The sequence below is a fragment of the Glutamicibacter soli genome, from assembly GCF_003309065.1.
GTDB lineage: Bacteria > Actinomycetota > Actinomycetes > Actinomycetales > Micrococcaceae > Glutamicibacter > Glutamicibacter soli.
Map to the genome: position 1 here is coordinate 302,580 of NZ_POAF01000002.1, position 22,385 is coordinate 324,964.

The 22,385-nt window shown below is 63.8% G+C and carries 23 protein-coding genes; 8 read left to right on the forward strand and 15 right to left on the reverse strand.

Translation table 11 applies throughout. From position 1 onward, the window contains the following. Positions 1 to 31: 31 nt before the first annotated feature. The 8 genes from C1H84_RS04970 to C1H84_RS17925 form a co-directional block, all read right to left on the reverse strand. Positions 32 to 1,069, reverse strand: coding sequence for an ABC transporter ATP-binding protein (locus C1H84_RS04970; RefSeq protein WP_113606717.1), 1,038 nt, complete (start codon positions 1,067 to 1,069; stop codon positions 32 to 34). Next, on the reverse strand, positions 1,062 to 2,066 hold the full coding sequence (locus tag C1H84_RS04975) for an ABC transporter ATP-binding protein (RefSeq protein ID WP_113606718.1): 1,005 nt from the start codon (positions 2,064 to 2,066) through the stop codon (positions 1,062 to 1,064). The genes C1H84_RS04970 and C1H84_RS04975 overlap by 8 nt, the downstream gene beginning before the upstream one ends. Beyond that, positions 2,066 to 2,971: an ABC transporter permease gene (locus C1H84_RS04980; RefSeq protein ID WP_052772282.1), complete on the reverse strand. Its 906-nt coding sequence runs from the start codon at positions 2,969 to 2,971 to the stop codon at positions 2,066 to 2,068. The genes C1H84_RS04975 and C1H84_RS04980 overlap by 1 nt, the downstream gene beginning before the upstream one ends. Further along, the gene (locus C1H84_RS04985) at positions 2,968 to 3,891 is read right to left on the reverse strand and encodes an ABC transporter permease (RefSeq protein ID WP_047118535.1); all 924 of its coding nucleotides are present in this window, start codon (positions 3,889 to 3,891) and stop codon (positions 2,968 to 2,970) included. The genes C1H84_RS04980 and C1H84_RS04985 overlap by 4 nt, the downstream gene beginning before the upstream one ends. Before the next feature lie 85 nt (positions 3,892 to 3,976). After that, on the reverse strand, positions 3,977 to 5,575 hold the full coding sequence (locus tag C1H84_RS04990; RefSeq protein ID WP_047118534.1) for a peptide ABC transporter substrate-binding protein: 1,599 nt from the start codon (positions 5,573 to 5,575) through the stop codon (positions 3,977 to 3,979). Between the two features lie 123 nt (positions 5,576 to 5,698). Beyond that, positions 5,699 to 6,886 carry an ROK family protein gene (locus tag C1H84_RS04995; RefSeq protein WP_082123823.1) on the reverse strand — a complete coding sequence of 396 codons (1,188 nt, stop codon included), beginning with the start codon at positions 6,884 to 6,886 and terminating at the stop codon, positions 5,699 to 5,701. 101 nt (positions 6,887 to 6,987) lie between these two features. After that, on the reverse strand, positions 6,988 to 7,896 hold the full coding sequence (locus C1H84_RS05000) for an aminoglycoside phosphotransferase family protein (protein ID WP_052772281.1): 909 nt from the start codon (positions 7,894 to 7,896) through the stop codon (positions 6,988 to 6,990). Between the two features lie 68 nt (positions 7,897 to 7,964). Further along, a complete protein-coding gene (locus C1H84_RS17925; RefSeq protein WP_146955874.1) occupies positions 7,965 to 8,456 on the reverse strand; it encodes a hypothetical protein in 492 nt (163 codons plus the stop codon). Positions 8,457 to 8,748: 292 nt separating this feature from the next. On the opposite strand from C1H84_RS17925, the gene C1H84_RS05010 reads away from it, so the two are divergent. Beyond that, a complete protein-coding gene (locus C1H84_RS05010; RefSeq protein WP_113606720.1) occupies positions 8,749 to 9,288 on the forward strand; it encodes an RNA polymerase sigma factor in 540 nt (179 codons plus the stop codon). Further along, positions 9,278 to 10,384, forward strand: a complete 1,107-nt coding sequence (locus C1H84_RS05015) for a hypothetical protein (protein WP_146955876.1) — start codon at positions 9,278 to 9,280, stop codon at positions 10,382 to 10,384. The genes C1H84_RS05010 and C1H84_RS05015 overlap by 11 nt, the downstream gene beginning before the upstream one ends. 74 nt (positions 10,385 to 10,458) lie before the next feature. On the opposite strand, the gene gatB is transcribed toward C1H84_RS05015, so the two are convergent. From gatB to C1H84_RS05035, 4 genes are all read right to left on the reverse strand, one after another. After that, positions 10,459 to 11,967 carry an Asp-tRNA(Asn)/Glu-tRNA(Gln) amidotransferase subunit GatB gene (gene gatB / locus C1H84_RS05020; RefSeq protein ID WP_047118531.1) on the reverse strand — a complete coding sequence of 503 codons (1,509 nt, stop codon included), beginning with the start codon at positions 11,965 to 11,967 and terminating at the stop codon, positions 10,459 to 10,461. A 6-nt stretch (positions 11,968 to 11,973) separates the two neighbouring features. Further along, entirely contained in the window at positions 11,974 to 13,512 is a 1,539-nt protein-coding gene (gene gatA, locus C1H84_RS05025; RefSeq protein WP_424572527.1) for an Asp-tRNA(Asn)/Glu-tRNA(Gln) amidotransferase subunit GatA, read from the reverse strand. Positions 13,513 to 13,517: 5 nt separating this feature from the next. Then, the gene (gene gatC / locus C1H84_RS05030; RefSeq protein ID WP_047118529.1) at positions 13,518 to 13,814 is read right to left on the reverse strand and encodes an Asp-tRNA(Asn)/Glu-tRNA(Gln) amidotransferase subunit GatC; all 297 of its coding nucleotides are present in this window, start codon (positions 13,812 to 13,814) and stop codon (positions 13,518 to 13,520) included. 85 nt (positions 13,815 to 13,899) lie between these two features. Next, entirely contained in the window at positions 13,900 to 14,427 is a 528-nt protein-coding gene (locus C1H84_RS05035; protein WP_146955878.1) for a maltokinase N-terminal cap-like domain-containing protein, read from the reverse strand. A 111-nt stretch (positions 14,428 to 14,538) separates the two neighbouring features. Here C1H84_RS05035 and C1H84_RS05040 point away from each other — a divergent pair, with 111 nt between their 5' ends. After that, the gene (locus tag C1H84_RS05040) at positions 14,539 to 14,880 is read left to right on the forward strand and encodes a GNAT family N-acetyltransferase (protein ID WP_146955881.1); all 342 of its coding nucleotides are present in this window, start codon (positions 14,539 to 14,541) and stop codon (positions 14,878 to 14,880) included. 407 nt (positions 14,881 to 15,287) lie between these two features. Further along, the gene (locus tag C1H84_RS17930) at positions 15,288 to 15,878 is read left to right on the forward strand and encodes a hypothetical protein (protein ID WP_146955883.1); all 591 of its coding nucleotides are present in this window, start codon (positions 15,288 to 15,290) and stop codon (positions 15,876 to 15,878) included. Positions 15,879 to 15,934: 56 nt separating this feature from the next. On the opposite strand, the gene C1H84_RS05050 is transcribed toward C1H84_RS17930, so the two are convergent. Together C1H84_RS05050 and C1H84_RS05055 are read right to left on the reverse strand one after the other, a co-directional pair. Then, positions 15,935 to 17,845, reverse strand: coding sequence for a penicillin-binding transpeptidase domain-containing protein (locus C1H84_RS05050; protein WP_113606724.1), 1,911 nt, complete (start codon positions 17,843 to 17,845; stop codon positions 15,935 to 15,937). A gap of 47 nt (positions 17,846 to 17,892) precedes the next feature. Next, positions 17,893 to 18,426, reverse strand: coding sequence for a GNAT family N-acetyltransferase (locus C1H84_RS05055; RefSeq protein ID WP_113606725.1), 534 nt, complete (start codon positions 18,424 to 18,426; stop codon positions 17,893 to 17,895). A gap of 38 nt (positions 18,427 to 18,464) precedes the next feature. Here C1H84_RS05055 and C1H84_RS05060 point away from each other — a divergent pair, with 38 nt between their 5' ends. The 3 genes from C1H84_RS05060 (at position 18,465) to C1H84_RS05070 (ending at position 21,155) form a co-directional block, all read left to right on the forward strand. Continuing rightward, the gene (locus tag C1H84_RS05060) at positions 18,465 to 19,775 is read left to right on the forward strand and encodes a glycoside hydrolase family 3 protein (protein ID WP_113606726.1); all 1,311 of its coding nucleotides are present in this window, start codon (positions 18,465 to 18,467) and stop codon (positions 19,773 to 19,775) included. 114 nt (positions 19,776 to 19,889) lie between these two features. After that, on the forward strand, positions 19,890 to 20,696 hold the full coding sequence (locus C1H84_RS05065) for a glucosamine-6-phosphate deaminase (RefSeq protein WP_113606727.1): 807 nt from the start codon (positions 19,890 to 19,892) through the stop codon (positions 20,694 to 20,696). 9 nt (positions 20,697 to 20,705) lie between these two features. Further along, on the forward strand, positions 20,706 to 21,155 hold the full coding sequence (locus C1H84_RS05070) for an SRPBCC family protein (protein WP_113606728.1): 450 nt from the start codon (positions 20,706 to 20,708) through the stop codon (positions 21,153 to 21,155). On the opposite strand, the gene C1H84_RS05075 is transcribed toward C1H84_RS05070, so the two are convergent. Beyond that, positions 21,156 to 21,473, reverse strand: coding sequence for a hypothetical protein (locus tag C1H84_RS05075; protein WP_113606729.1), 318 nt, complete (start codon positions 21,471 to 21,473; stop codon positions 21,156 to 21,158). A gap of 334 nt (positions 21,474 to 21,807) precedes the next feature. Between C1H84_RS05075 and C1H84_RS05080 the strand changes: the two genes are divergently transcribed. Next, on the forward strand, positions 21,808 to 22,374 hold the full coding sequence (locus tag C1H84_RS05080) for a hypothetical protein (RefSeq protein WP_146955885.1): 567 nt from the start codon (positions 21,808 to 21,810) through the stop codon (positions 22,372 to 22,374). Positions 22,375 to 22,385 lie beyond the last annotated feature (11 nt).

The following is a 22,385-nucleotide window of genomic DNA, read 5'->3' on the forward strand; positions in this document are numbered from 1 at the left end:
CTCCTTGTCGTCACCTGTCGGTGCGCTCTGACTAATTGTTGGTCGGGCCAATAGGCCCGGGGAAAAAGCACCGTGCCGCATGGCCCTCGCCCACCGGGTCGAGGCCCGGCTCGGCGGTGGCGCAGGATGGGCGGGCCACGGGGCAGCGGGTGTGGAAACGGCAGCCGCTGGGCGGATCGATCGGAGACGGCGGGTCGCCCTGCAGCATGATCAGCTGCCGGGACTTGCCTGGCTCCTGGCGAAGCTCCGGCGCGGCGGACAGCAGCGCCTGCGTGTAGGGGTGCGCGCTGCGGTCGTAGACCTGGTCGTAGGTGCCGGTTTCAATGACGCGTCCCAGGTACATGGCGGCCACCGTGTCGGAAATATGCCGCACGATCTGCAGGTCATGGGCGATGAACACGTAGCTCAACCCCAGTTCCTGCTGCAGCGAGGCCAGCAGGTTCACCACCTGCGCGCGCACCGAAACGTCCAGGGCGGAGACCGCCTCGTCGCAGATGAGCACCTTGGGATTCAGCGCGATGCCGCGGGCGATGCCGATGCGTTGCTGCTGCCCGCCGGAAAAGTTGTGCGGATAGCGTTCCAGATGGTCAGGATTCAGCCCCACCAGTGCCATCAGTTCGGCGATCTTGGCCCGCCTCCCGGACCGCGGCACGGCGTCGGGGTGGATTTCGAAGGGTTCCATGAGGATCTGCTCGATCGTCATGCGCGGATTGAGCGAGGCGTAGGGGTCCTGGAAGATCAGCTGGATGTTCCGGCGCATCTGCGCCCGTTCAGCTCCGTGCAGGGTGTTGATGTCCTGGCCTTCGAACAGGACCTGTCCCTCGGTGGGCTTCTCCAGTCCACTCAGCACGCGGGCCAGCGTGGACTTGCCGCAGCCGCTTTCCCCGATGATGCCAAGGGTTTCGCCCTGCCGGATTTCCAGGTCCACCCCGTCCAGGGCCTTGACGGTCTTGCGCGGGCCGAAGGGCATCGCCCGGGCCACCGGGTAGTGCATCTTGACGCCGCGAATCTCCATGAGCGGGCCTTGGACTGAATCCTTCGGCTGTTGTTCAAGCTGGGTATTAAGCATGGACAAGCACCTCCTCGGATTTGAAGCACGCGGTGTCGCGCTGCAGCGCAACTGGCTGCAGGACGGGAATCGTGGCCGTGCATGCCTGGTCGGCCAGCGGACAGCGGGCGGCGAAGGAGCAGCCCTGCGGAAGGCGCAGCAGATCCGGCGGGCTGCCCGGGATGGCAGGCAGCTGCTGCCCCTTGAGCTCTTCGCTAGCGATGGACGCGGCCAGGCCCCGGGTGTAGGGGTGCGCCGGATGCGCCAGCAGCTCGGCGGTCGGGCCACGCTCGATGATGCGTCCTGCATACATGACTGCCACCTCGTCGGTCACCTCGCGGACCACCGAAATGTCGTGGGTGATCAGGATCAGCCCCATGTTGTTTTCCGATTGCTGTTCCTTGAGCAGTTCAAGGATCTGTGCCTGGACCGTGACGTCCAGCGCGGTGGTCGGCTCGTCGGCGATCAGCAGTTCCGGATCCAGGGCCAAGGCCATGGCGATCACGATGCGCTGGCGCATGCCGCCGGAGAACTGGTGCGGATAGTCGTTCACGCGCTTGGCCGCGGCCGGGATGCGCACGCGGTCCATCATCTCGATGGCCGCCCGCTTGGCCGCCGCCCGGCTGTAGCCACGATGCACCCGGTACAGCTCGCCGATCTGGCGTCCCACCGGATGCACCGGGTTCAGCGCGCTGAGCGCATCCTGGAACACCATGGCCACGCTGGCGCCGTTCAGGCTGCGCCGGCGCTTGGCGTTGACCGCCAACAGGTCTTCCCCGTTGAGCAGGATCTGCCCATGGGTCACCCGCGCCGGAGGAGTATCCAGCAGGCCCATGATGGTTCGGGCGGTCACCGACTTGCCGGAACCCGACTCGCCCAGGATTCCCAGCGAGCGCCCGCGCTGCAGCGAGAGGTTGACCCCGTTGATCGCGGTCGCCACCCCCTGGCGGGTTGCGAATTCCACCCGGAGGTCCTTGATCTCCAGCAATGACGGTGCTGCTTCATGCGGCTTGTTCATCACTTGCCCTTCGGGTCGAATTCATCGCGCATGGCCTCGCCGAAGAGGACGAAACCGAGCACGGTAATGGTCAGGAAGATCGCCGGGAACATCAGCAGGTGCGGCGCCGCATCGATATACTCACGGGCTGCCGCCAGCTGCAGGCCCCAGGAGACCGCCGGCGGGGTCAGGCCGATGCCGATGAAGGTCAGACCGGCCTCGGCGGAAATCATGCCGCCCACACCAAGGGTCTGCAACACCAGCAGCGGGGTGATCGCGTTGGGCACAATGTGCTTGCGCAGGATACGGCCGTTGCCGGCGCCGAGCAGGCGGGCGGCCTGCACGTATTCGCGGTTGCGCACCTCCAGCACGGAAGAGCGCATGAAGCGCACGCCGCCGGGCCAGCTGAACAGGGCAAGCGCGAAAATCACGGTCCAGACATTGCGTTCGCCGAACAGCTGCAGCACCACGATGGCGGCGAGGATGAAGGGCAGGCCGAAGGCCATGTCGCAGATGCGGGAAATCACCGCATCCACCCAGCCGCCGAAGTAGCCGGCCAGGGCGCCAACGAGGGCGGCGATGCCGAAGGCGATGGCCGAGACCACGATGCCCACCAGGATCGAGGCGCGGGCGCCGTAGATGACGTTGGTGTAGTAGTCGCAGCCCTGGATGTCTATGCCGAACAGGTGCTCGGCACTGGGTGGCTGGTTGGACTTGAGGATGTCGCAGTTCTCGGTTGGACCCGGACCGAATCCGGTGAACAGCTGAGGGAACGCGGCCATCACGATCATCAGCAGCACGATGGCGCCCGAAATGACGAAGCGCGGTTTCAGCCACCAGCGTCGGTGGGCGCCGCGCACCTTGTCCGGGGCGCGGTCCACTGCCTTGGCGCCGTCGAGGGGATTAACCGTTGTTGTCGTGCTCATATTCTCACCCGTGGGTCGATCAAGCCGTAGGTCAGGTCAACCAGCAGGTTGAAGACCAGGTACACCAGCACCAGCAGGGTGGCGATGCCGACCACGATGGTGCCTTCCTTGTTGTTGATGGAACTGACCATCAGTCCCCCGATGCCCGGGATGTTGAAGATCGCCTCGATGATCACCGCGCCGCCGAGCATTCCGGCCAGGCTCAAGCCCAGGTAGGTGACCACCGGGATCATCGCGTTGCGCAGGGCATGGCCCCAGATGATGCGCTTGGGCGAAAGGCCCTTGGCCTTGGCGGTGCGCAGGTATTCGGCCCGCAGCACGTCCACCAGCGAGGTGCGCGTGAGCCGGGCCAGGCCGGCGGCCGCTTCCAGGGCCATGACCAGCGCCGGCAGGATGAAGGCCATGGGCCAGCCCGCGCGGATGCCGGCCGGATCCACCCAGCCAAGGTGCACCCCGAAGTAGGTCTGCGCGCCCAGGGCGATCACGAACCCGGGAACACCCATGAACAGCACCGTGAATACCAAAGCGAAATGGTCTCCTGCCTGGCCGCGGCGCAGTCCGCCGTAGACTCCGATGATCAGGCCGACGAACAGCTTGAGCACCCAGGCGGTCATGGCCAAGGCGAAGGTCGCGGGGAGGCGTTCGAGGATCAGGTCGAGCACCGGACGGCCGAAGAAGTCGATGCCGAAGTCTCCGCGGAAGACGCCCAGGATGTAGTTTCCGTACTGGATGATGAACGGGTCATCCAGGTGGTAGGCCTGGCGGATCTGCGCCACCGTGGCCTCCGGCAGCGGGCGCTCGCCGGTCAGCGCGGAAATCGGATCGCCGGGCATCAAGAATGTCAGTGCGTAGATGATGAAGGTGGCGCCCAGCAGCACCGGGATCATCTGCAGGATGCGCCGTACGGTATAACCCAGCATTGGTTACCCCTTTTGTCTGTGTGTTTCCGGCAAGCCGGGCGCCGGAAAATCATTTCCGGCGCCCGGCTTCCTGTCACGGTTCGTGCTAGCAGCCGTAGCCGGCGCGGTAGTACTGTAGGTCGCCCTGGACGTCGTTGAGCACGGCGCACTTGGACTGCAGTCCGTAGTCGGTAGGGATGAACAGCGGGATGGCCGGCAGGTCCTTGATGATGATCGCTTCGGCCTGTTTGAACAGCTCGGCCGACTTGGCGTCGTCCATTTCGGCGCGGGCTGCCTGGAGCAGCTTGTCGACCTTCGGGTTGGAGTAGGCGGTGGCGAGGTTTCCGTCGCCGCCGGTTTCATACTGGCTCAGGTACTGGTCCGAAGACTTGTAGGACCAGCCCCACAAACCGAAGGCGGCGCCTTCGAGCTTCTGGCTGTTGCGGCGCTCCGAGAGCTCGGTGCCGAGCATCGGCTTCATCTGCACGCTGATGCCCAGGTTGTCCTGGATCTGTTTGGCGATGGCCTGGACCAGCTGCTGGTCCGAAGCGGAGTTGCTTTCGATGACCAGGGTGCCGTCGAATCCGCCGTCATCGGCCAGGATCTTCTTGGCCTTCTCAGGATCGAAGGTGCAGGCGTCGCAGGAGCCTTCAACGTAGGAGTCCAGCGCCGGAGGCACCAGCGAATCCGATGGCTGGGCATGGCCCTTGAGCAGCGAGGTCGCGATGGCCTCCCGGTCGATGGACATCGACACGGCGTCGCGCAGCGCCTTCGAGGACAGCTCGTCGACATAGGCCGGGATCTGCAGGGTCTGTTGCTTGGAGCCGATCTTGACCTCGAACAGCGATTCCTCGCCCAGCTGGCTCTTGGCCTTGTCGACCATGGTGGCAGGCACGTTGCGGATCATGTCCAGGTTGCCGGCGGTCATGTCGGTGTAGGCGGGGTCGATCGAGGTGTAGATTTTTCCGACCAGCTGCTGCGCGCCGCCGGAGAAGCCGGCAGCGCCCTTGAATCCGTCCCACTTCTCCATGACGACCTGCTGGTTGTGGTCCCAGGAAACGAACTTGTACGGGCCGTTGGAAACCGGCGCCTCATCGTAGGCTGCCTCGTCGTCGAAGGCGCTTTCAGGCATCGGGCAGGTCGGGTTGGTGCTCAGGATTGCCGGGAAATCACGGTTCGGGGCCTTGAGGGTCACTGTCAGGTGGGTGTCGTCCACGACCTTCACGCCGGACAGTTCGGTGGCCTTCGCCGTGGAGCCGTCCAGCGGGTTCAGCTCGTCATAGCCCGCGAAGGAGACGAAGGTTCCGTTGCCCTGCCAGGCGTTAGCGCCGGTGGCGGTGGCGTTCCAGGCGTCGGCGAAGGAGTTCGCGGTGACCGGCGTTCCGTCATGGAAGGTCCACCCGTCCTGCAGTTCGATGTCCCAGACCTTGGCGTCATCGCTGGACACGGACTTGGCGGCCAGCGGTTCGAGCTCCTGGCTCTCGACATTGACTTCCATCAGGTTGGCGCACAGCGCCATGCCGATCTGGCTTCCCGGATCCTTCTGCGGAACGATGCTCTTCGGCTCGCTGGTCATGAACGACAAGGTCGCGATGTCCGAGCCGTTGCCAGACGCGGCCTGGCTGCCGGAGCCCGAGCAGGCGGTCGCGGCGAGCATCAGCGATGCGGCGCCGGCGACAAGCGCCAATTTCCTGGATTGCTTCATCCTGTTTCCTCCTACATGCGGCATTCCAGGCCTGTTCGCCGAGGTGTTGCTGCCGTCACATTTATTTATTTTATGAAATAAAGTAAACATGACAGGGGTGTGATGTCAAGAACAGGAAAAAAATTACTTAGCGCTAACCAGCTGCTGCAGGTTCTCGATGAACGCCAAAGGACTGCTCAACACCTCGTTGACCATAATGCTCGCGGCAAAAATCGACAGCGAAAGCTCGTGGTCGCTGGAGTACACCACACGCTGCCCGGCAACTCCTTGCTGCACGGACTTCTCGGTAACAGTCCGCTGCACGTGCGCCAGGGTTTCCGGCCGCTCGGCAGGCGTTCCCGCGATCACCAGCAGCCCCGGGTCCAGCAGGTCGAACAGCAGGGCGGCGGCCGTGGCGACATAGCCGTCGCGCTGTGCCACGAGCTGCCGAATCTGGGCATCCCCGGCATCATAAAGCCGGTCGATGTCTCCGTAGTTAATGACGTCGGTGCGATTGAGATCATGGGCACGGCGCACGGTCGCTTCATCAGTGGCCATGACCTGCAGGCAGCCTCGCCGGCCGCAGGCGCAGGGATAGCCAGCTGCGTCAACCTGGATGTGGGCGATGTTTCCCGCATGCTGGGAACGCCCGGCCCGGATCTGGCCGTCGCTGACCAGTACGGCCCCGAGGTCGGAGGTAATCACCATCAGCAGGAAGTCGGATTCCTTGGCGCCTTGCCCGTAGAACAACTCGGACTGGGCTGCGGCGCGGGCGTTGTTATCCAGGACCAGCGGTTGGGGAAGGGCTTCGAGCATCCGCTGCGCAGGAACCTGCGACCATCCGGCTCCGGCGTTCTCGACGATCAGCCCTTGCTCCCGATCTACGATGCCTCCGGTAGCCACCCCGGTGCCCAAGACCGGCCGTCCGTCGGCATGGTCCGCGACCAGTGTCTCTGCCTGGGCGATCACCAGTTCAAAGGCCTCTGCTGCGGTCATCCCCGAGTGCGGGACGAGCACGGAGGCTTTGGCAACTCCGTCCAGCCCGGTCAGCACGATACCCGTGACTCGCGGACCGAGGTGGATCCCCATAACCAGGTTCGAGTCGGTGTCAACGCTCAGCGGAACCCTCGGACGGCCCTGCCCCGCGGCGACCGGGGCAGATTCGCTGATCAGCCGATGTTCCAGAAGGCTGGCGGCAATGCTGGTCACCGAGGCGGCGCTGATGCCGATGGCATTCGCGATGTCCTTGCGCGAGCGCCCGGGCTCCGCGAAGATTTCCTGGAGCACCGACGCGAAATTCCTGGCACGAGCCGGATCTGACCTGCGGGTCATGGCAAGGGCACCTTTCTCTCTGACCTCGCACTCTGGCAAAGGAAGACTCTCATCATTCTGTCATCTGCGATGCTTTCTTTCGCAATGCGCCGGGCGACTAGTTAGTGTCGAAGCAGCCCCCGCAGAGTTTCCAGGCCGATTCTTCCCAGCGGGTCATCGGGTCCCAGCGGTGAGGTGAGCATGGCGTAGCGCAGGGCCCAAGCCCGGGACCGCAGCCACGTGTCACTGCCTTTGAGGACCCCGTACTCGGCCAGCGCGCTGTCGCGGCTATCCGCGCTGAAGTGCAGCCACAGCATGCCCAGATCCGACGAGGGATCGCCCGCGCACAGATCGCCGAAGTCCACCAGCGCAGCTAGTTCGAAACCGTCCGGCCCGTTCTGGACGATGGTGTTGTGCGGGTGCGGATCACCGTGGAGCCAGTGTGCCGGTCCGTTGTATTCGGCGGCCTTCAGCCCGGCTTCCCAGATGGACTGGGCTGCTGGCCGTTGCGCGGTGGGCAGCAGCTCAATGCGTCCGCGGGTTGCATCGTCCAGCTCCCGCAACGGCCTTCCGCGGAAGGCGCTGCGCGGCGCCTCTGGCGGGGCCACTGCGTGCAGGGAGCGCAGGTATCCCGTAAATTGCCGCGCATAGTGGTCACGTTGAACACGGGAAATGCCGGCTGCACTCACTCCGGGAACATAACGGCAGATGGAGAAGCTCCAGGGATATTCCGCGGTCGGCATCCCGGAAAACAGCGGCGCACTCAGATCCAGTCCGCTGTCGGCCGCGGCCCGGTCCAACCATAGCCGTTCGCGTTCGGCCAGCTGCGCGGCCAAGGCCCGGCGGGGCACGCGCACCAGCAGCCGCTCCCCCAGCCGATAGACCTCATTGTCCCATCCCGTGGCCAGGTAGGAGATGGGAAGCCGCACCCACTGCTTCGGCGCCTGGCTAGCGACCAGCCGCTCCACGAGGGCCAGATCGATGGACGTTTCAGCCTCGGGAAAACCCGAAAGTGGTTGGGCGGTGGTCATCCAGCAATCCTAATGCAGACCTGGTGATGACCCGATCCGCTGGGGCCAAATGGTCGGAGCGGACGGGCTTACCGGGTGATTTGCAGCAGCTTGATCGGGATGACGCAGGATGTACGGTCAAGATCATCCGTGGTTTTCAGCCGATTGCTCGTCCCAGTGTCATCGCACCAGTCCACGTCGGCCGGAATTGCGGTGACTTCCGAGGTGCCCGGGGGCATATCTTGCGGGATAGCGAAGGTGAACTCAAAAGCGCCGTCGTCATCCATGGGTCCCTTGGTATCGAGCACGACGTTCCCTTCCGCGCCGGTCACAGTGACCTGGATCCGGGCGTTCTCGCCATACCGCGGATTGCAGGTGGCGGCCGGAGCGGAAACGACCACTTCAGATCCCGGTCTGGCAACAGCGGGCGACACGGAGTATTCCGGCGGCATGCACGGACCGTCATCTACGGCAGTCGGTCCCTTAGCAGAGCAGCCGGCCAATGCACTTGCCACACCAAGACCAAGCACAACAGTTAGTGCCGTGCCGTTGATTCTGAGTTGCTTCAGGATGCCTGACATATCGGAATCCTATCCCGGATTGTGTGCTGTGCAAGGTGGAAGGCCCGGCCTTTTCATCCTGTTCGCGACGTACTTTCTTGGCACGACAGCCCCCGTTTTCTTCTGACACAACTACCGTGCTTTGACCAGCACAAAGTACTACCACCATTAGTCTCCGCGAGGCTGCAGAATACTCAGGCGTTCGAGCCCCGGAGGCTAGTCTAGGAAATAGTGAAAACTATTTCTGTTCTGGTGTCAGGATTCGTCCGCGAGTGGGAATAAACAAGTAAAGGCACTCGCACCAAAGGACAAAATGACCATACAGACCGAGGATCCGCCAGAAGTGGACCGGAGTTCTCATAACCGCCAAGAACTTTTCGAAAAGTTCTTCCGCCAGCACCATGACCCGGCAATTAGGTACGGTATTCGCCGCGGTCTCTCAGATAGCGATGCACGAGAAGTCGCCGCGGATGCCATGAGGATTGTTTGGCAGAAATGCGAAGTGCTTGATGAATCCGCAATCCCTTTTCTCTACAAAACCTGCTGGCATCTTGTGCAGCATGTGTACCGGGACCAACTGCGGCGATTCGACGCAGAGTCCCGAGCCAGGCAGCATCATGAATTCAGCAGCACCCGTGAAACGGCGAAGGACGACGCGGAGCGCCTTCGAGAGGCCGTCAACAGCTTGGGCGAGCCGGGCTCCGAAATCATCAGGCTGCTCTATTGGGACGGGCTGACTGCAGCGCAGGTCGCAGCCGTCACCAACCGCACCGAACAAGCAGTGTGGACGCAGGCCAGCAGGTCGAGACGCAAGCTAGCCAAGATCCTGAAAGGCAACCGTCATGGAAACTAATTTGGAATCGCGGCTACGCGGTGCAGATCCTGCCCACAACTTGCCGATCTCATCGAACGGGGCCGAAGTGCTGGCCCAAATCTTGTCAACTGACATCAAATTCCAGGAGCCAGAAGCCCCAGGCAATGTCGTCCCACTATCCAGCGCCCGTTCATCTCGGAGGGTTCTCCGTCCGCGTGTTGCTTGGAGTGCTGCCGCGGCACTAATTGTCGGAATTCTTGCCATGGGGTTGACGTGGTTCAACACACCGCAGGCGACCGCGGGATTGGTACCCGCACTGATTACGACGCCCACCGGACAGGACCGTGACGAAGCGCTCGAAAGTCTCCTGAAGAAGGCCCGAGCGACAAAGGACCCTCAGGGCTTCGACGAGCAAACGTACCAAATGAAGAGCCTGCGTGAGACTTCAGTGCCCAAGCGGGTTTCGACGATTGAAGAAAACGAAGCCTTCAGTCCTGTAAGCGAATACGACTACGTGAGCGTACGCCGACCGGACGGCCTGCTTGAACGCTATTCAACAAGTTTGGGAATCGTTTCCGCGCGAACCGGCGAGCGAATTCCCGACCAGGATATGGATACCGGCAAGAGAATTCCGCTTGGAAGAACCACCCGGGAACTGAGTTTGACCGAAGCCGAATTGACCGAATTCGAGAAAACGAATTCGGTATGGGAGCGCTTCCACATTCCTGACAACGCCAAGGACTTAGATGCCAAAGTGCGAAGCACTTCCGCAAACGGCATGGCCATGTTCACGGGCAACCCGGAGACGGCGCTCTTCGAGGTGCTTGGATTTCATATGGTCGATTGGAATCCCAGTCAGGCGCAGAGCGCGGCGGTCCTTGAATTGCTTCAGGGCCGAACCGATATCACCTTCGACGGTGAAACTACCGATCGGCTAGGTCGGACCGGTCTCGTGTTTTCCTTGAACCAAGACTATGTCCCGGGTTATATCCCGACCGATATTCTGACCTACCGGTATTCGTTCATTTTCGATTCAACGACTGGCCATTTGAACGCCTTCGAAGAGGTCGCGGCCAATGTCGACGGATTCGTCCAGGGCGGAACGCTCAACAGCATTACTGTCGCGCCCCTCTGATCCGATTCAACAAACGAGGCTCCCATTTCCGTCAGCGACGGAAACGGGAGCCTCAGTTGTTTGAGCAGCGAACCTTAGAGGCCCAGCTTCTCCATCACGATCTCGCGGACGCGACCGGCGTCGGCCTGGCCGCGGGTGGCCTTCATGACCGGGCCCATCAGCGCACCGATGGCCTGCATCTTGCCGCCCTTGATCTTCTCGACCACGTCAGGCATGGCCGCGATGGCGTCATCCACGGCCTTGCCCAGCGCGTCGTCGTCGTTCACGACTGCCAGCGAGCGCTTCTCGACGATCTCCGCCGGGGAGCCCTCCCCTGCCAGCACGAATTCCAGGACCTGGCGGGCGATCTTGTCATTGATCTTCTTCGCTTCGATCAGCGAGTTCAGCTCAACGATGGTCTGCGGCGTGACACCCAGATCCGCGATCTCCTTCTCGGCGGCCTTGGCCAGACGGGCGATCTCGCCCATCCACCACTTGCGGGCCACGGCGGCGGAGGTACCGGCGGCGATGGTCGCCTCAATCTCGTCCAGCACGCCGGCGTTCACGACGTCGCGGAACTCCTTGTCCGCGTAGCCCCACTCGGCCTTCAGCCGCTTGCGGCGGTCTGCCGGGGGCTCCGGCAGGCGGGAGCGCAGCTCCTCGACCCATTCGGCGGTGGTGACGATCGGCACCAGGTCCGGCTCCGGGAAGTAGCGGTAGTCATCCGCATCCGACTTCGGACGGCCCGAGGTGGTGGAGCGGGTGTCCTCATGCCAGTGGCGGGTTTCCTGGACGATCTTGTTCCCGGAATCCAGCACTGCCGCGTGGCGCTCGATCTCGAAACGCACGGCGTGCTCCACCGCGCGCAGCGAGTTCACGTTCTTGGTCTCGGTTCGGGTGCCGAACTTCTCGGCGTCCTTCGGCATCAGCGAAACGTTGGCATCGCAGCGCACGTTGCCGCGTTCCATCTTCGCGTCCGAGACACCCAGGTTCTTCACGATCTCGCGGATCGCTGCCACGTAGGCGCGGGCCAGCTCCGGGGCGCGCTTGCCGGCGCCCACGATCGGCTTGGTCACGATCTCCACCAGCGGCACGCCGGCGCGGTTGTAGTCGACCAGCGAGTAGTCGGCGCCCTGGATGCGGCCTGCGGCGCCGCCCATGTGGGTCAGCTTGCCGGCGTCCTCCTCCATGTGGGCGCGCTCGATCTCCACGCGGAAGACCTCGCCGTCCTCCAGCTCGATGTCCAGCCAGCCGTCATGGGCGATCGGGTCATCGTACTGGGAGGTCTGGAAGTTCTTCGGGGTGTCCGGGTAGAAATAGTTCTTTCGGGCGAAACCGCACTTTTCGGCGATCTGGCAGTTCAGCGCCAGGCCGATCAGGATGGAGTACTCCACGGCGGTCTTGTTGACCACCGGCAGCACGCCTGGCAGGCCCAGGTCCACCGGGGTGACGTTGGTGTTCGGGGCGTCGCCGAAGGCGTTCGGGGCGTCGGAGAACATCTTGGTTTTGGTGTTCAGCTCCACGTGGACTTCGAAGCCCAGCACCGGATCATAGCGATCCAGGGCCTCGTCGAAATCGACTAGTTCATCGGTGTAGTTGCTCATGATTCCCTAGGCCTCCTGCGCGATCGAAGCGGTGTCAATGGCTGGTGCCTGCGAGATGAGGGTGTGGCCCCACTGCTTTTCCAGCAGGGTCTCCAGTGCGGCACCGGCGCGGTACAGGCGGGCATCCTCGTAGGCCGGAGCCAGGAACTGGATGCCCACCGGCAGGCCCTCGGACAGGCCGCCGGGCACGGTGATGCCCGGGACGCCGGCGAGGTTTGCCGGGATGGTGGCCACGTCGTTGAGGTACATGGCAACCGGGTCGTTGTCGTTCGCGCCGAGCTCGAAAGCCACGGTCGGAGCGGTCGGGGAGATCAGCACGTCGGCCTGCTCGAACGCGGCGTCGAAGTCGCGCTGGATCAGGGTGCGGACCTTCTGGGCCGAACCGTAGTAGGCGTCGTAGTAGCCGGCGCTCAGGGCGTAGGTGCCCAGGATGATGCGGCGCTTGACCTCGTCGCCGAAGCCGGCGGCGCGGGTGGCGCCCATGACGCGCTCAATGGTGAGCGGACCCTCGGTCGGCAGCACACGCTGGCCGAAGCGCACGCCGTCGAACTTGGCGAGGTTCGAGGAGACCTCGGAAGGCATGATCAGGTAGTAGGCGCCCAGCGCGTACTTGAAGTTCGGGCAGGAAACCTCAACGATTTCCGCGCCGGCGTTCTTGAGCAGCTCAAGGGACTCGTTGAAGCGCGCCTGCACGCCCTTCTGGTAGCCCTCGCCCTGCAATTCCTTGATGACGCCAACACGCACACCGGACAGGTCGCCGGCGGCGCCGGTCTGCGCGGCGGCCACCAGGCCTTCGAGGTCCTGCGGCAGCGAGGTGGAGTCCTTCGGGTCGTGCCCGCCGATCAGTTCCTGCAGCAGCGCCGAGTCCAGCACGGTGCGGGACACCGGGCCGATCTGGTCCAGCGAGGAGGCCATGGCGATGGCGCCGTAGCGCGAGACCGCGCCGTAGGTCGGCTTCACGCCCACGGTACCGGTGACGGCGCCAGGCTGGCGGATGGAGCCGCCGGTGTCGGTACCCAGGGCCAGCGGGGCTTCGAAGGCCGCCACGGCTGCTGCCGAGCCGCCGCCGGAGCCGCCCGGGATGCGGCCCAGGTCCCACGGGTTGCGGGTCACGCCGTAGGCCGAGTGCTCGGTGGAGGAACCCATCGCGAACTCGTCGAGGTTGGTCTTGCCCAGCATCGGGAGCTTCGCGGCGCGGATCTTCTCAATCACCGTCGCGTCGTATGGGCTCATCCAGCCCTCGAGCATCTTGGATGCGGCGGTGGTCGGCTGGCCCTTGGTGACGATCAGGTCCTTGATGGCGATCGGCACGCCGGCCAGCGGGTGCAGCGCTTCGGCTTCGGCGCCGCCGGCGGCGCGGATGGCGTCCACCTCCGCGGCCACGGCGAGCGCTTCCTCGGCGTTAACGTGCAGGAAGGCGTTCAGGGTGCCGTCGACCTCGGCGATGCGGTCTAGGTGCGCCTGGACGGCTTCCACGGAGGTGGTTTCGCCGGCGCGCAGCTTGGCTGCCAGTTCGGCGGCGGAGAGCTTAATCAGTTCGTTCACGTGGATTATTCACCATCCAAAATTGCCGGGACCTTGAAGCGATCCGAGTCCGAATCCGGCGCGTTGAGCAGCACGTCGTCGATGCTCAGCGTCTGGCCCACCACGTCCTCGCGCAGGACGTTGGTCAGCGGGATCGGGTGGCTGGTTGCTGGAATGTCGGAGGAGGCGACTTCGCTGACAGACGCGATGGCACCGACGATAGCGTCGAGTTCACCGGTCATCTTGTCCAGCTCTGCGTCGCTCATCTCGATGTGGGCCAACTGTGCCAGGTGCACAAGGTCCTCACGGCTGATGGCAGACATATATCTCCCTAGAATGGGCGGATGGGTTTCATAGACAAGTCTATCCCGTGCCGGACTGCCATCAGGCCGTAATGTGGCGCATCAGCTACGCTGTGCGCAATACCAAACCGGCCAGGTCCTGCCCCAAGGCGTTCTCCCAATATCCCACGACCCCGGACTGGGCTCCGGCCAAGCGCACCGGACGGCGGATGATCTGCAGCTTCTTTCCGGCGGCGTCCTTGGTCAGGGCGACCCGCGGTTCGTCCATAAAGGATTCGGTGTGGTGCTGCGGGACGGCCTTGCCGTCGGCGAACGCCTGCAGCTGCGCGGTGAAGACCGGGTCTCCTTCGGCGTCGTAGATGTAGCGGGTGCCGAGGATGCCATGCTCGCTGGTACCCAGCAGATACTTCTGGGCCCCGGGCAACGGCGCGTCCCGGTAGGTCAGCGGTACGTGGTAGATGACGTCGCTCAGATCGGCGTTATCCGCATAAAGACGGAACTCGATGCCGACCTCCCCGGCAGGGTCTTCCAGCCGGAACCCCCCGACGTGGATGAGCTGCGGCTTCTTCTTGCCGGTGAAGAAATCCTGGCGGACCAGCCAGTCTTCAACCAGCTCGTTTTTGCTCGGCTTCATCGTCGTGTTGTAGATGATTCCCATGCGCATCGACTTTCAGGTGGGTTGTTTTGGCACAAGCACTGCACCAAATGATCAGGAGCCAGGTCGTTTATGCCTAGCATAGACGGCATGGAAACTAACTGCGAGTGGACCACCGGGGAGCAAACCCAGGCCTACGGGACAACGCTGTTTGAAGTCGATGCAGTTGTGCTGCGAGAGTCCGAGCCGGAGGACTTCGCGGTGCTATCTCTGTCGTTGAACGATCCGCGGTGGGCCGGGGCGCAGCAAAAGGTTGCCAAGCCCCAGCTTTCCCAGCATCCGGCGGACCGGTTCGCGTCCTGGTGCCGCAATCGGTCGGAGGGCGGCGATGCAGGCTTCAGCATTTTCGAGGAAACCACCGCTCCCCTGGTGGGGCATGCGACGTTGTACGGCGGCACGCTCCCCGTCGCATTGCCGACCTGTCGATCATGACCGGCCCGAAATACGTGGACAAGGGATTGGTCACCCGCGCGATGAAACTCATGTGCAGTTATGGTTTCAAGGCATTGGGCCTGCACCCCGTCAGCCTGCGCGTGGCTTCCTATAACCCCGGGCCATCCGAGCCTGGGAAAAGGCTGGTTTCAATATCGAGGGCAGTGAACGGGATTCGCATTTCCATGACGAGCTCATCGTGGGAATCGTGGACTGCGGCTACTTCGCCAGCTGACACCGTATTCTTGGCCGGTTGTACAGTTCGAAGGTGCACAGATAGGCTACCGGCAAGCAACCGAAGCTGTCCGTGGCTGCACAAGGATATCTGCAGTCTGACTTGAAGTATCATTCATACTCACCGGCGGCCAAAGCCGCAGTCAAGCGGTAGACCGACAAGGAGAAAATAGATGAAGCAAGGCCGCATCGCAGCGTTGGCAGCTTGCCTGTCCTTGGGACTTGTCTCCTGTACGAGCCCTGGTCTGCCGCAAGGGGAGGAAATCCCGACGCCAACACCCACCACTTCTTGCGATCGACCATATGTGGTCAGTGCGGGGCAGTCCGAAGGAAAACCCCAATTCATCCGGGTTGACAGGTTCTACGATCAGGATCTGGGCAAAACAGTGCTCGATCAGGAAGTTGCATCTTCCGTCGCGTGGACCCCGCTGCCCGCATGGGACAACCTTGATGCGGTTGTCACTGCAGTGAATGCCGTATCTCCTGACCGGCTCGAAGAACTGCCCTTCCCCCGCGCCGGCGAATTTGATTCGCTGCTCGCCAATTCCGATCGATCTGCCGGCAATTTGGTGTACCTCGCCGCGACGCCGCTGACCCATGAATTCAGCGTCCAATGCCAGAATGAGCCGGAAAACCGGTACAAGCTGGAATTCTCCACGTGGATCGATCCCGACTCGGGAGTTCTGGACTGCTCCTTGACGCTGGATGCGAAAGCTCCGGATGCGGCGCGCAAGGCGTACGGGGCCTACTGCCAAGAGGCGTAAGCCGCAATCAGAAACTGCCCTCCAGAAATTCCTGGAGGGCAGCGCGAACCTGATGCCTACTGTGCAGCCTTGAGCATGTCCTTCACCAGCGGACCTGCGGTCTGCGCTCCGCCGTTGCCGTCCTCGACGAAGGCGGCAATAGCGATGTCGCCCTGGGCGGCAATGGCCCAGGCGTGGGCGTTGCGCTCGCTGTCGTATTCGGCGGTGCCGCTCTTGCCGATGATCTTCCCGGTGCCGGTGCCCTTCAGGTCCTTGAGCGTTCCGTGGTCGACTACGGCGGCCATCATCGTGGCCAGCTCGCTGGCTTCCTCCTCGGTGAGCTTGGACTTCGCGGTTTCAGGCGCCTTGGGTTCCGGTGAGATCACCAGCTTGGGCGACACGGTTTGTTTGGCCTGGACGGAGGCTGCGACAGTTGCCATGCCCAGCGGCGAGGCTTCCACCACGCCCTGGCCGATCATGTTCGCCGCCTGCTCGGTTCCGGTGGAATCGGTGGGCACCGAACCGAGGACCGCGCCGGCGCCGGTGCCGTCCTCACCGGTCAGCCCCAGGGCTGCCGCGGCCTCGGCCAGCTTGGTTCCGCCGATCTTTTCGCCTTCGTCGACGAAGACCGTGTTGCAGGACTGGGCGATGGCTTCGGACAGCGGGATTTTGCCCAGTGCCGAGGCCGGGTAGCCGTCGAAGTTCTTGAAGGTCTTGCCGTCAATCACGGTGGTGGCCTTGCAGTCGAATTTGGTGCTGGCGCTCGCGCCGTCACGGAGCATTGCCAGGGCGCTGATGACCTTGAAGGATGAGCCCGGGGCATATTTCCCCTGCATTGAGGTGTTCAGTCCCGAGGACACCGGGCCGGAGGATGCGGCAAGCACCGCGCCGTCGGACGGCCGGATGACCACGATGGCCGAGTTGGATTCGGCCTCCTGCAGCAGATCGTCGGCTTCTTTCTGCAGGTCCTGGTCCAGCGTCAGCTGCACGTCCTTGCCGTCCACCGGGTTGCTGGAGAACAGCTCTGACTGGGCTTCCTTGGCCGCGTTGTAGCGTGAGATGGTTACCCCTGAGGTGCCCGAGAGGGTGTCGTTGTAGGTTGCCTGCAAGCCGGAGAGGCCTACCTGGTCCCCTGCATGGATCTTGCCCTCGGACTTCTCGACGATTTCCGCGGTGGCTTCGCCGACCGAGCCGAGCAGCGGCCGGGCGAAGGAGCGGGTCGGAGCGAGCGGGATCTGGTCGGCCTGCCCGACGGCTCCCGGGATCTTGGCGATCTGCTCGTCGGTGACCTCGCGGGTTGCGTCATCGCGCAGGACGATGGCCTGCACCCAGGCTTTCTCGCCGGCGGCCTTGACCTTGGCCGCGAAGGCGTCTTCGTCGATGTCCACGAGCTTGGCCAGCGCCTTCGCCGAGGATGCCCATTCATCGCTGGTCGCACGGGTCTTGTCGATGCCGACATTGATCACGGGACGCTCGGTGACGATGTTCTTGTCTTCCCCGTCAGTGATGTTGCCGCGCTGGCCTGGCTCGAATCTGGCCGCCAGGAAGTCGCCTTCGGCCATGTCCGGCGCGAGGATCGAGGGGTCGAAGCGCAGCTGCCAGCTCTTGCCTTCGTCGTCGTATTGCCAGACGGCCTGGGTCTGGTAGCTCAGATCCGTCTCGGTCTCATCCACATCCCAGACGGTCTGGATGGTAGCGGTAGCGGTGGTGACCCCGTCCTGCTTCTGCTCATCCGTGGCCACCGAATTGACGGTGCTGGTGCGCTTGATGTCATCTAGTTTGCCGAATGCCGTGTCCAGCGTCGCCGCGGCCGCGGCCGCATCAGAGTTGCTGAATGCAATGCCGGAGAAGTCGCCGGAATTCAGCGCGGCGGCCAGCGCATCTGCCGACGGAGCCGGGTCTGCGGGGGCTGAACTGCAGGCGCTCAGGGTGCCTGCAACAAGGCTCGCAACTGACAGGGCAATGACTTTTCGGCGAAGTGCACTCATGGCGCCATTCTATGGCCCGGCGCTGAGAACCAACAATGACATGACCGTTAACGGAGATCCATGGTGTAAACGACCAGCAGGATCTCGGTATTGGGCACGTACCAGTCGCGCTGCGCGCAGTGCGCAAATCCCAGGGATTCGTAAAAGGCCCGGGCCGCGGTCCAGTTTCCTCCGGTGGTCAGCGAGACCGCGTGCACCTCCGGAAGCTGCCGTGCGCGCTCGATCGCGGCAAGCACCATGGCCTTCCCTGCACCCGAACGCTGCGCCGCGGGATCCACGCTGAGCATGCGGATCTCCAATTCGCCTGCGCGGGCGATGTCGGCATATTCGCTGCCGAAGGGAACCAGGGTCATGGAGGCAATGACCGCGCCCTCGCGACGGGCCACGTAGACTTCCGCCTTGGCCGCGCGGTCCGCGACCCTGCGGACGAACTGCATGTACTCGTGCTGGGGGTCGTCGAAGTGCCCGGCCGCCAAGTAGGCGTCAACGGTAAGGTTGCCGACTCGCTCAAAGTCGGCTGGCGCGGCTGGTTCGATAACCAGTCCGTCGCAGGTCACGCGAAATTTATCAATCAAAGACATGGTTCGTTAATAGTGCCACCGTTCGACTACCGGATCCCATGGGGTCGCTGTGCATCTACGGCGGCAATATCCAGGACACCCAACAGCTCTCCGCCCTCATGACCCAGATCCGCCAGGCGTCCCCCAACGCCATTCGGGCACTGGATGAAGAGGGCGGAGACGTCACCCGGCTGCACTACCGCGACGGCTCCAATCAGCCGGGCAACGCGGTGCTGGGCCGACTCGACGACCCGCAGCTGACCCGCGCCAGCGCCCGGGCCATCGCCAGGGAGATGCGCGCCTACGGTTTCAACCTGAACCTGGCGCCCGACGCGGACGTGAACACCAACGCGCAGAATCCGGTCATCGGGGTGCGCTCCTTCGGGATCAGCCCGCGCAAGGTGGCAATGCACACGGCCGCGTTCACCGTGGGGCTGCAGGGGGAAATGGTCGCCGCGTGCGCCAAGCACTTCCCCGGCCACGGTGACACCTCCACGGACTCGCACCTGTCGCTGCCGGTGGTCGCGGTGGATCCCTTCACCCTGGCCGAACGCGAGCTGGCCCCGTTCACCGCGGCGATCCAGACCGGCATCGCCGCCATCATGACCAGCCACATCATGGTCCCGGCGCTGGACGCGGAGAACCCCGCCACCTTCTCCAGTGCCATCTTGGGCAAGTTGCTGCGCGATGAACTGGGGTTCACCGGCGTGATCGTCACCGACGCCTTGGACATGGCCGGCGCCAGCGCGGAAACCGGAATCCCTGTGGCCGCCGTGCGTGCGCTGCGCGCCGGGGCCGACCTGCTGTGCCTGGGCACCGACATGAAACGCGAAGACTACGAACAGGTTGTCAACGCCATCCTCCACGCGGTGCACGAAGGCGCCTTGGATCCCCAGCGCCTGCGCGATGCGGCGGCCCGCAACACCGCCTTGGCCACCCACTACCGGGTGCAGGACGAGGCCTGCGAACCATGCGAGCTGGTGACCGGCGATTGGTCCAAGGCCTTCGAAACCTCCTCCGAGGTCGAAGGCTGGATCGCGGATCCTGCCGAAGTGCAGCTGGTCCAGGTGGACACCGACAGCAACATGGCCGTGGGACACGTGCCGTGGGGCCTGTCGAGCGTCGCTCCGACCCAGGCCCCGGAGGACCTGCGTCCCGGCGCCAAGGTGCTGCTCGCGGCCCGTGCCCTGTCCGGGACCCATGCCGTGCATGAGCTCGCCGCCCAGCTGCGCCAGGACGGACACCGCGTACTGGTGGTCAACTTCGGTTGGCCCGCCCCGCGCGCCGACATCACCACCTACGGCGCCTCACCGGTGCTGGCGCGCACCGTGATCGAGATGTTGCAGATTCCTGCGGCGCAAAAGTGCTAGCGACGCAGGAAACCTGCAAGAATAGTAATTTCACGGTCCTGCCCTTGCCCTGACTCCGGCTGGCCGCGGCGCCGCCCGGCGCACCCCGTTATTTGAAGATTGGATCCTCCTTCTATGCGCGTACTGATTGGTTCGAGCGCCGACCAGGTAGCTCGTATCGCCGCTGACAACGTCCTGGCCGGCCTGGCCGAGCACGGGAACGGCAAGCGGCAGGTGCTGGGCTTGGCTACCGGTTCATCCCCGTTGGGGCTGTACCGCGAACTGGGCAAAGCGGTCTCCGAATCACGCGCGGACTTCTCTGACACGCTCGGTTTCGCGCTGGACGAGTACATCGGCATCCCGGACACCCACGAGCAGTCCTACCGCCAGACCCTGGTCAACGAGGTTTGCCACGTCATCGGCCTGCGCCCGGAGAACCTCTGCGTGCCGCAGGGCACCGGCGACTCGGTAATCGCGGTCCAGGCAGCAGCGGATGCCTACGATGCCGCAATCAAGGCAGCCGGCGGCGTCCAGGTGCAGATCCTGGGCATCGGCGCCAATGGCCACCTGGGCTTCAACGAGCCAGGCAGCGCGCTGACCAGCCGCACCCGCATCAAGCGACTGGCATCCAAGACGCGCGAGGACAACGCCCGCTTCTTCGCAGGCATCGAGCACGTGCCGACCCACTGCGTCACCCAGGGCCTTGGCACCATCCTGGATGCCGGCCGCCTGGTTCTCGTGGCCACCGGCGCCGGCAAGGCCGACGCCATTGCCGCCGCGGTCGAAGGCCCGCTGTCCGCAGCATGCCCCGGCTCAGTGCTGCAGCTGCACCGCGACGCCGTTGTGGTGCTGGACGAGGCAGCTGCGTCCAAGCTGACCCAGCGCGAATACTACGACGATGCGGCAGCCGGAATTTCCGAAGAGAATCTGGTCGTCGTCTAGTCTGGCCTTATGGCCGTCTACTTCGAGTGCGTCTCCCGCACGTCCCAGAGCGTCCAGGCGCTGTGGGATAAATCCCTGAATATCGACGCTCACACGGAATCCATGAAGGATTCCGCAGAGCGGGCCGTCGCCGGTGTCACCACTGGAATGATCGGCCTCGGCGAGCAGGTGACTTGGCGGGCGACGCACTTTGGCGTTCCGATGCGCATGACCTCACGGATCACCGCGCTGGAGAAGCACACATCATTCACGGACGAGCAGCTGCGTGGCCCGTTCAAGCACTTCCGGCACGTCCACGAGTTCATCGACTGCGGCCATGAAACCGTGATGATCGACAAGATCAGCTTCGCCGCCCCGTGGGGCCCGCTGGGCTGGCTGGCGGAAAGACTCGTGCTGAGCTGGTACATGCCACGGCTGATCCGCAGCCGGAATAGTTTCCTTCTGGGAACCGTAGGCTGACTATTTCAAGACTTCAATGCGAGTATCCAGTTCATGGATCCATGCGGCACACGCGGCGTAGTCTTCGTCGCAGCCCGGAACGCCGCCGTGGACCGTCACCACCAGCTGGCCGCTCGTGTTCCGCGGATCCACCGGCAGCATCGCGTGCATGGAGCCGTCCGCCGGCATCTGCGCCTGGCTCTGGCCCTCTTGCGGTACTGGGGCATCCGTCACCGAGAATTCAAGATAGATCAGCTGCCCATCGCGCAGGTCCAGGTCGCATCCAGCAGGATCCACCACCACTTCGAGGTCTTCCCCCTGCAGCGCCCTTGCCGCCAACCAGATACGGCGTATTCAGTTCGCAGGATTCATCTTTTCCTGTATCGGGTAGGAGCATTGAGGCCACGATTCCAGTTGCGGCAACTCCCACCCGCCCGGCCAGGATCAAGGCCGTTCGTGTTACCCAACTGGCTATCTTGAGCATGCTGTCCCTCCCGCATCTTCTGCCACGCGTGGCCTGCCCGGTGGAGACGGGATGCCTCCGCAAACTGCCGCGCCGGAGCGAAAACCCCGGTCCGCACTAGGCTTGGGAGCATACCAAAGACGACAACTTGCGAGGTACTACTCCATGCAGCTCACCGGGGATGCTCCCGCTGCCCAGAAAGTCCGACAGTTGGCACTCGTTTTTTCGCATGTGCTTTCACCGGCGGCCTTGGCGACCTTGCTGCGGCTCTCAACGCCGCTGCGCCGCGCGCAGATGGGCTGGTCCGACGCGCTGGTCGCCGCCTTGTTCACCACGATCATCCCGTGGCTGGTGCTGCTGGCGGCGAAGCTGCGCGGCATGGTCACCGACATGCACGTGACGCAGCGGCGGCAGCGGCACCGGCTGTACGCGCTGGCTGCCGGGTCCATCCTCGGCGGCCTGCTGCTGCTTCAGGTCATGAATGCCGGCGCAGCGATGTTCCGCGAAGTTCTGGCGATCTTGCTTGGCCTGCTTGTCGTGTCGGTGGTCAATTTGTGGTGGAAGGTCTCCGTGCACCTGTCGGTGGGAACCTATGTGGCATTGCAGGCCGCCGACGGCATGGGCGGGTACATGCCTGTGGTCGTCGCCGGCATCGCGGTGCTGTCCTGGGCGCGGATCCGCAGCGGAGAGCACACCGCCTCACAGGTGTGCGGCGGTGTGCTGGTCGGCGTGGCGATCCACTATGCGAGCAATCTGCTCGGCACGGTATTGAATTAGGCGGCTGGGAC

Excerpts from the sequence above, each read along its gene's own strand:
- C1H84_RS05065 (WP_113606727.1), top strand. The coding sequence starts at position 19,890 with ATGCGCGTACTGATTGGTTCGAGCGCCGACCAGGTAGCTCGTATCGCC.
- C1H84_RS04970 (WP_113606717.1), bottom strand. The coding sequence starts at position 1,069 with ATGCTTAATACCCAGCTTGAACAACAGCCGAAGGATTCAGTCCAAGGC.
- C1H84_RS05010 (WP_113606720.1), top strand. The coding sequence starts at position 8,749 with ATGACCATACAGACCGAGGATCCGCCAGAAGTGGACCGGAGTTCTCAT.
- C1H84_RS05060 (WP_113606726.1), top strand. The coding sequence starts at position 18,465 with ATGGGGTCGCTGTGCATCTACGGCGGCAATATCCAGGACACCCAACAG.
- gatB (WP_047118531.1), bottom strand. The coding sequence starts at position 11,967 with ATGAGCAACTACACCGATGAACTAGTCGATTTCGACGAGGCCCTGGAT.
- C1H84_RS05015 (WP_146955876.1), top strand. The coding sequence starts at position 9,278 with ATGGAAACTAATTTGGAATCGCGGCTACGCGGTGCAGATCCTGCCCAC.
- C1H84_RS05070 (WP_113606728.1), top strand. The coding sequence starts at position 20,706 with ATGGCCGTCTACTTCGAGTGCGTCTCCCGCACGTCCCAGAGCGTCCAG.
- C1H84_RS04985 (WP_047118535.1), bottom strand. The coding sequence starts at position 3,891 with ATGCTGGGTTATACCGTACGGCGCATCCTGCAGATGATCCCGGTGCTG.
- C1H84_RS17925 (WP_146955874.1), bottom strand. The coding sequence starts at position 8,456 with ATGTCAGGCATCCTGAAGCAACTCAGAATCAACGGCACGGCACTAACT.
- C1H84_RS04975 (WP_113606718.1), bottom strand. The coding sequence starts at position 2,066 with ATGAACAAGCCGCATGAAGCAGCACCGTCATTGCTGGAGATCAAGGAC.
- C1H84_RS04990 (WP_047118534.1), bottom strand. The coding sequence starts at position 5,575 with ATGAAGCAATCCAGGAAATTGGCGCTTGTCGCCGGCGCCGCATCGCTG.
- gatC (WP_047118529.1), bottom strand. The coding sequence starts at position 13,814 with ATGTCTGCCATCAGCCGTGAGGACCTTGTGCACCTGGCACAGTTGGCC.
- C1H84_RS05055 (WP_113606725.1), bottom strand. The coding sequence starts at position 18,426 with ATGTCTTTGATTGATAAATTTCGCGTGACCTGCGACGGACTGGTTATC.
- C1H84_RS17930 (WP_146955883.1), top strand. The coding sequence starts at position 15,288 with ATGAAGCAAGGCCGCATCGCAGCGTTGGCAGCTTGCCTGTCCTTGGGA.
- C1H84_RS04980 (WP_052772282.1), bottom strand. The coding sequence starts at position 2,971 with ATGAGCACGACAACAACGGTTAATCCCCTCGACGGCGCCAAGGCAGTG.
- C1H84_RS05035 (WP_146955878.1), bottom strand. The coding sequence starts at position 14,427 with ATGAAGCCGAGCAAAAACGAGCTGGTTGAAGACTGGCTGGTCCGCCAG.
- C1H84_RS04995 (WP_082123823.1), bottom strand. The coding sequence starts at position 6,886 with ATGACCCGCAGGTCAGATCCGGCTCGTGCCAGGAATTTCGCGTCGGTG.
- C1H84_RS05000 (WP_052772281.1), bottom strand. The coding sequence starts at position 7,896 with ATGACCACCGCCCAACCACTTTCGGGTTTTCCCGAGGCTGAAACGTCC.
- C1H84_RS05040 (WP_146955881.1), top strand. The coding sequence starts at position 14,539 with ATGGAAACTAACTGCGAGTGGACCACCGGGGAGCAAACCCAGGCCTAC.
- C1H84_RS05050 (WP_113606724.1), bottom strand. The coding sequence starts at position 17,845 with ATGAGTGCACTTCGCCGAAAAGTCATTGCCCTGTCAGTTGCGAGCCTT.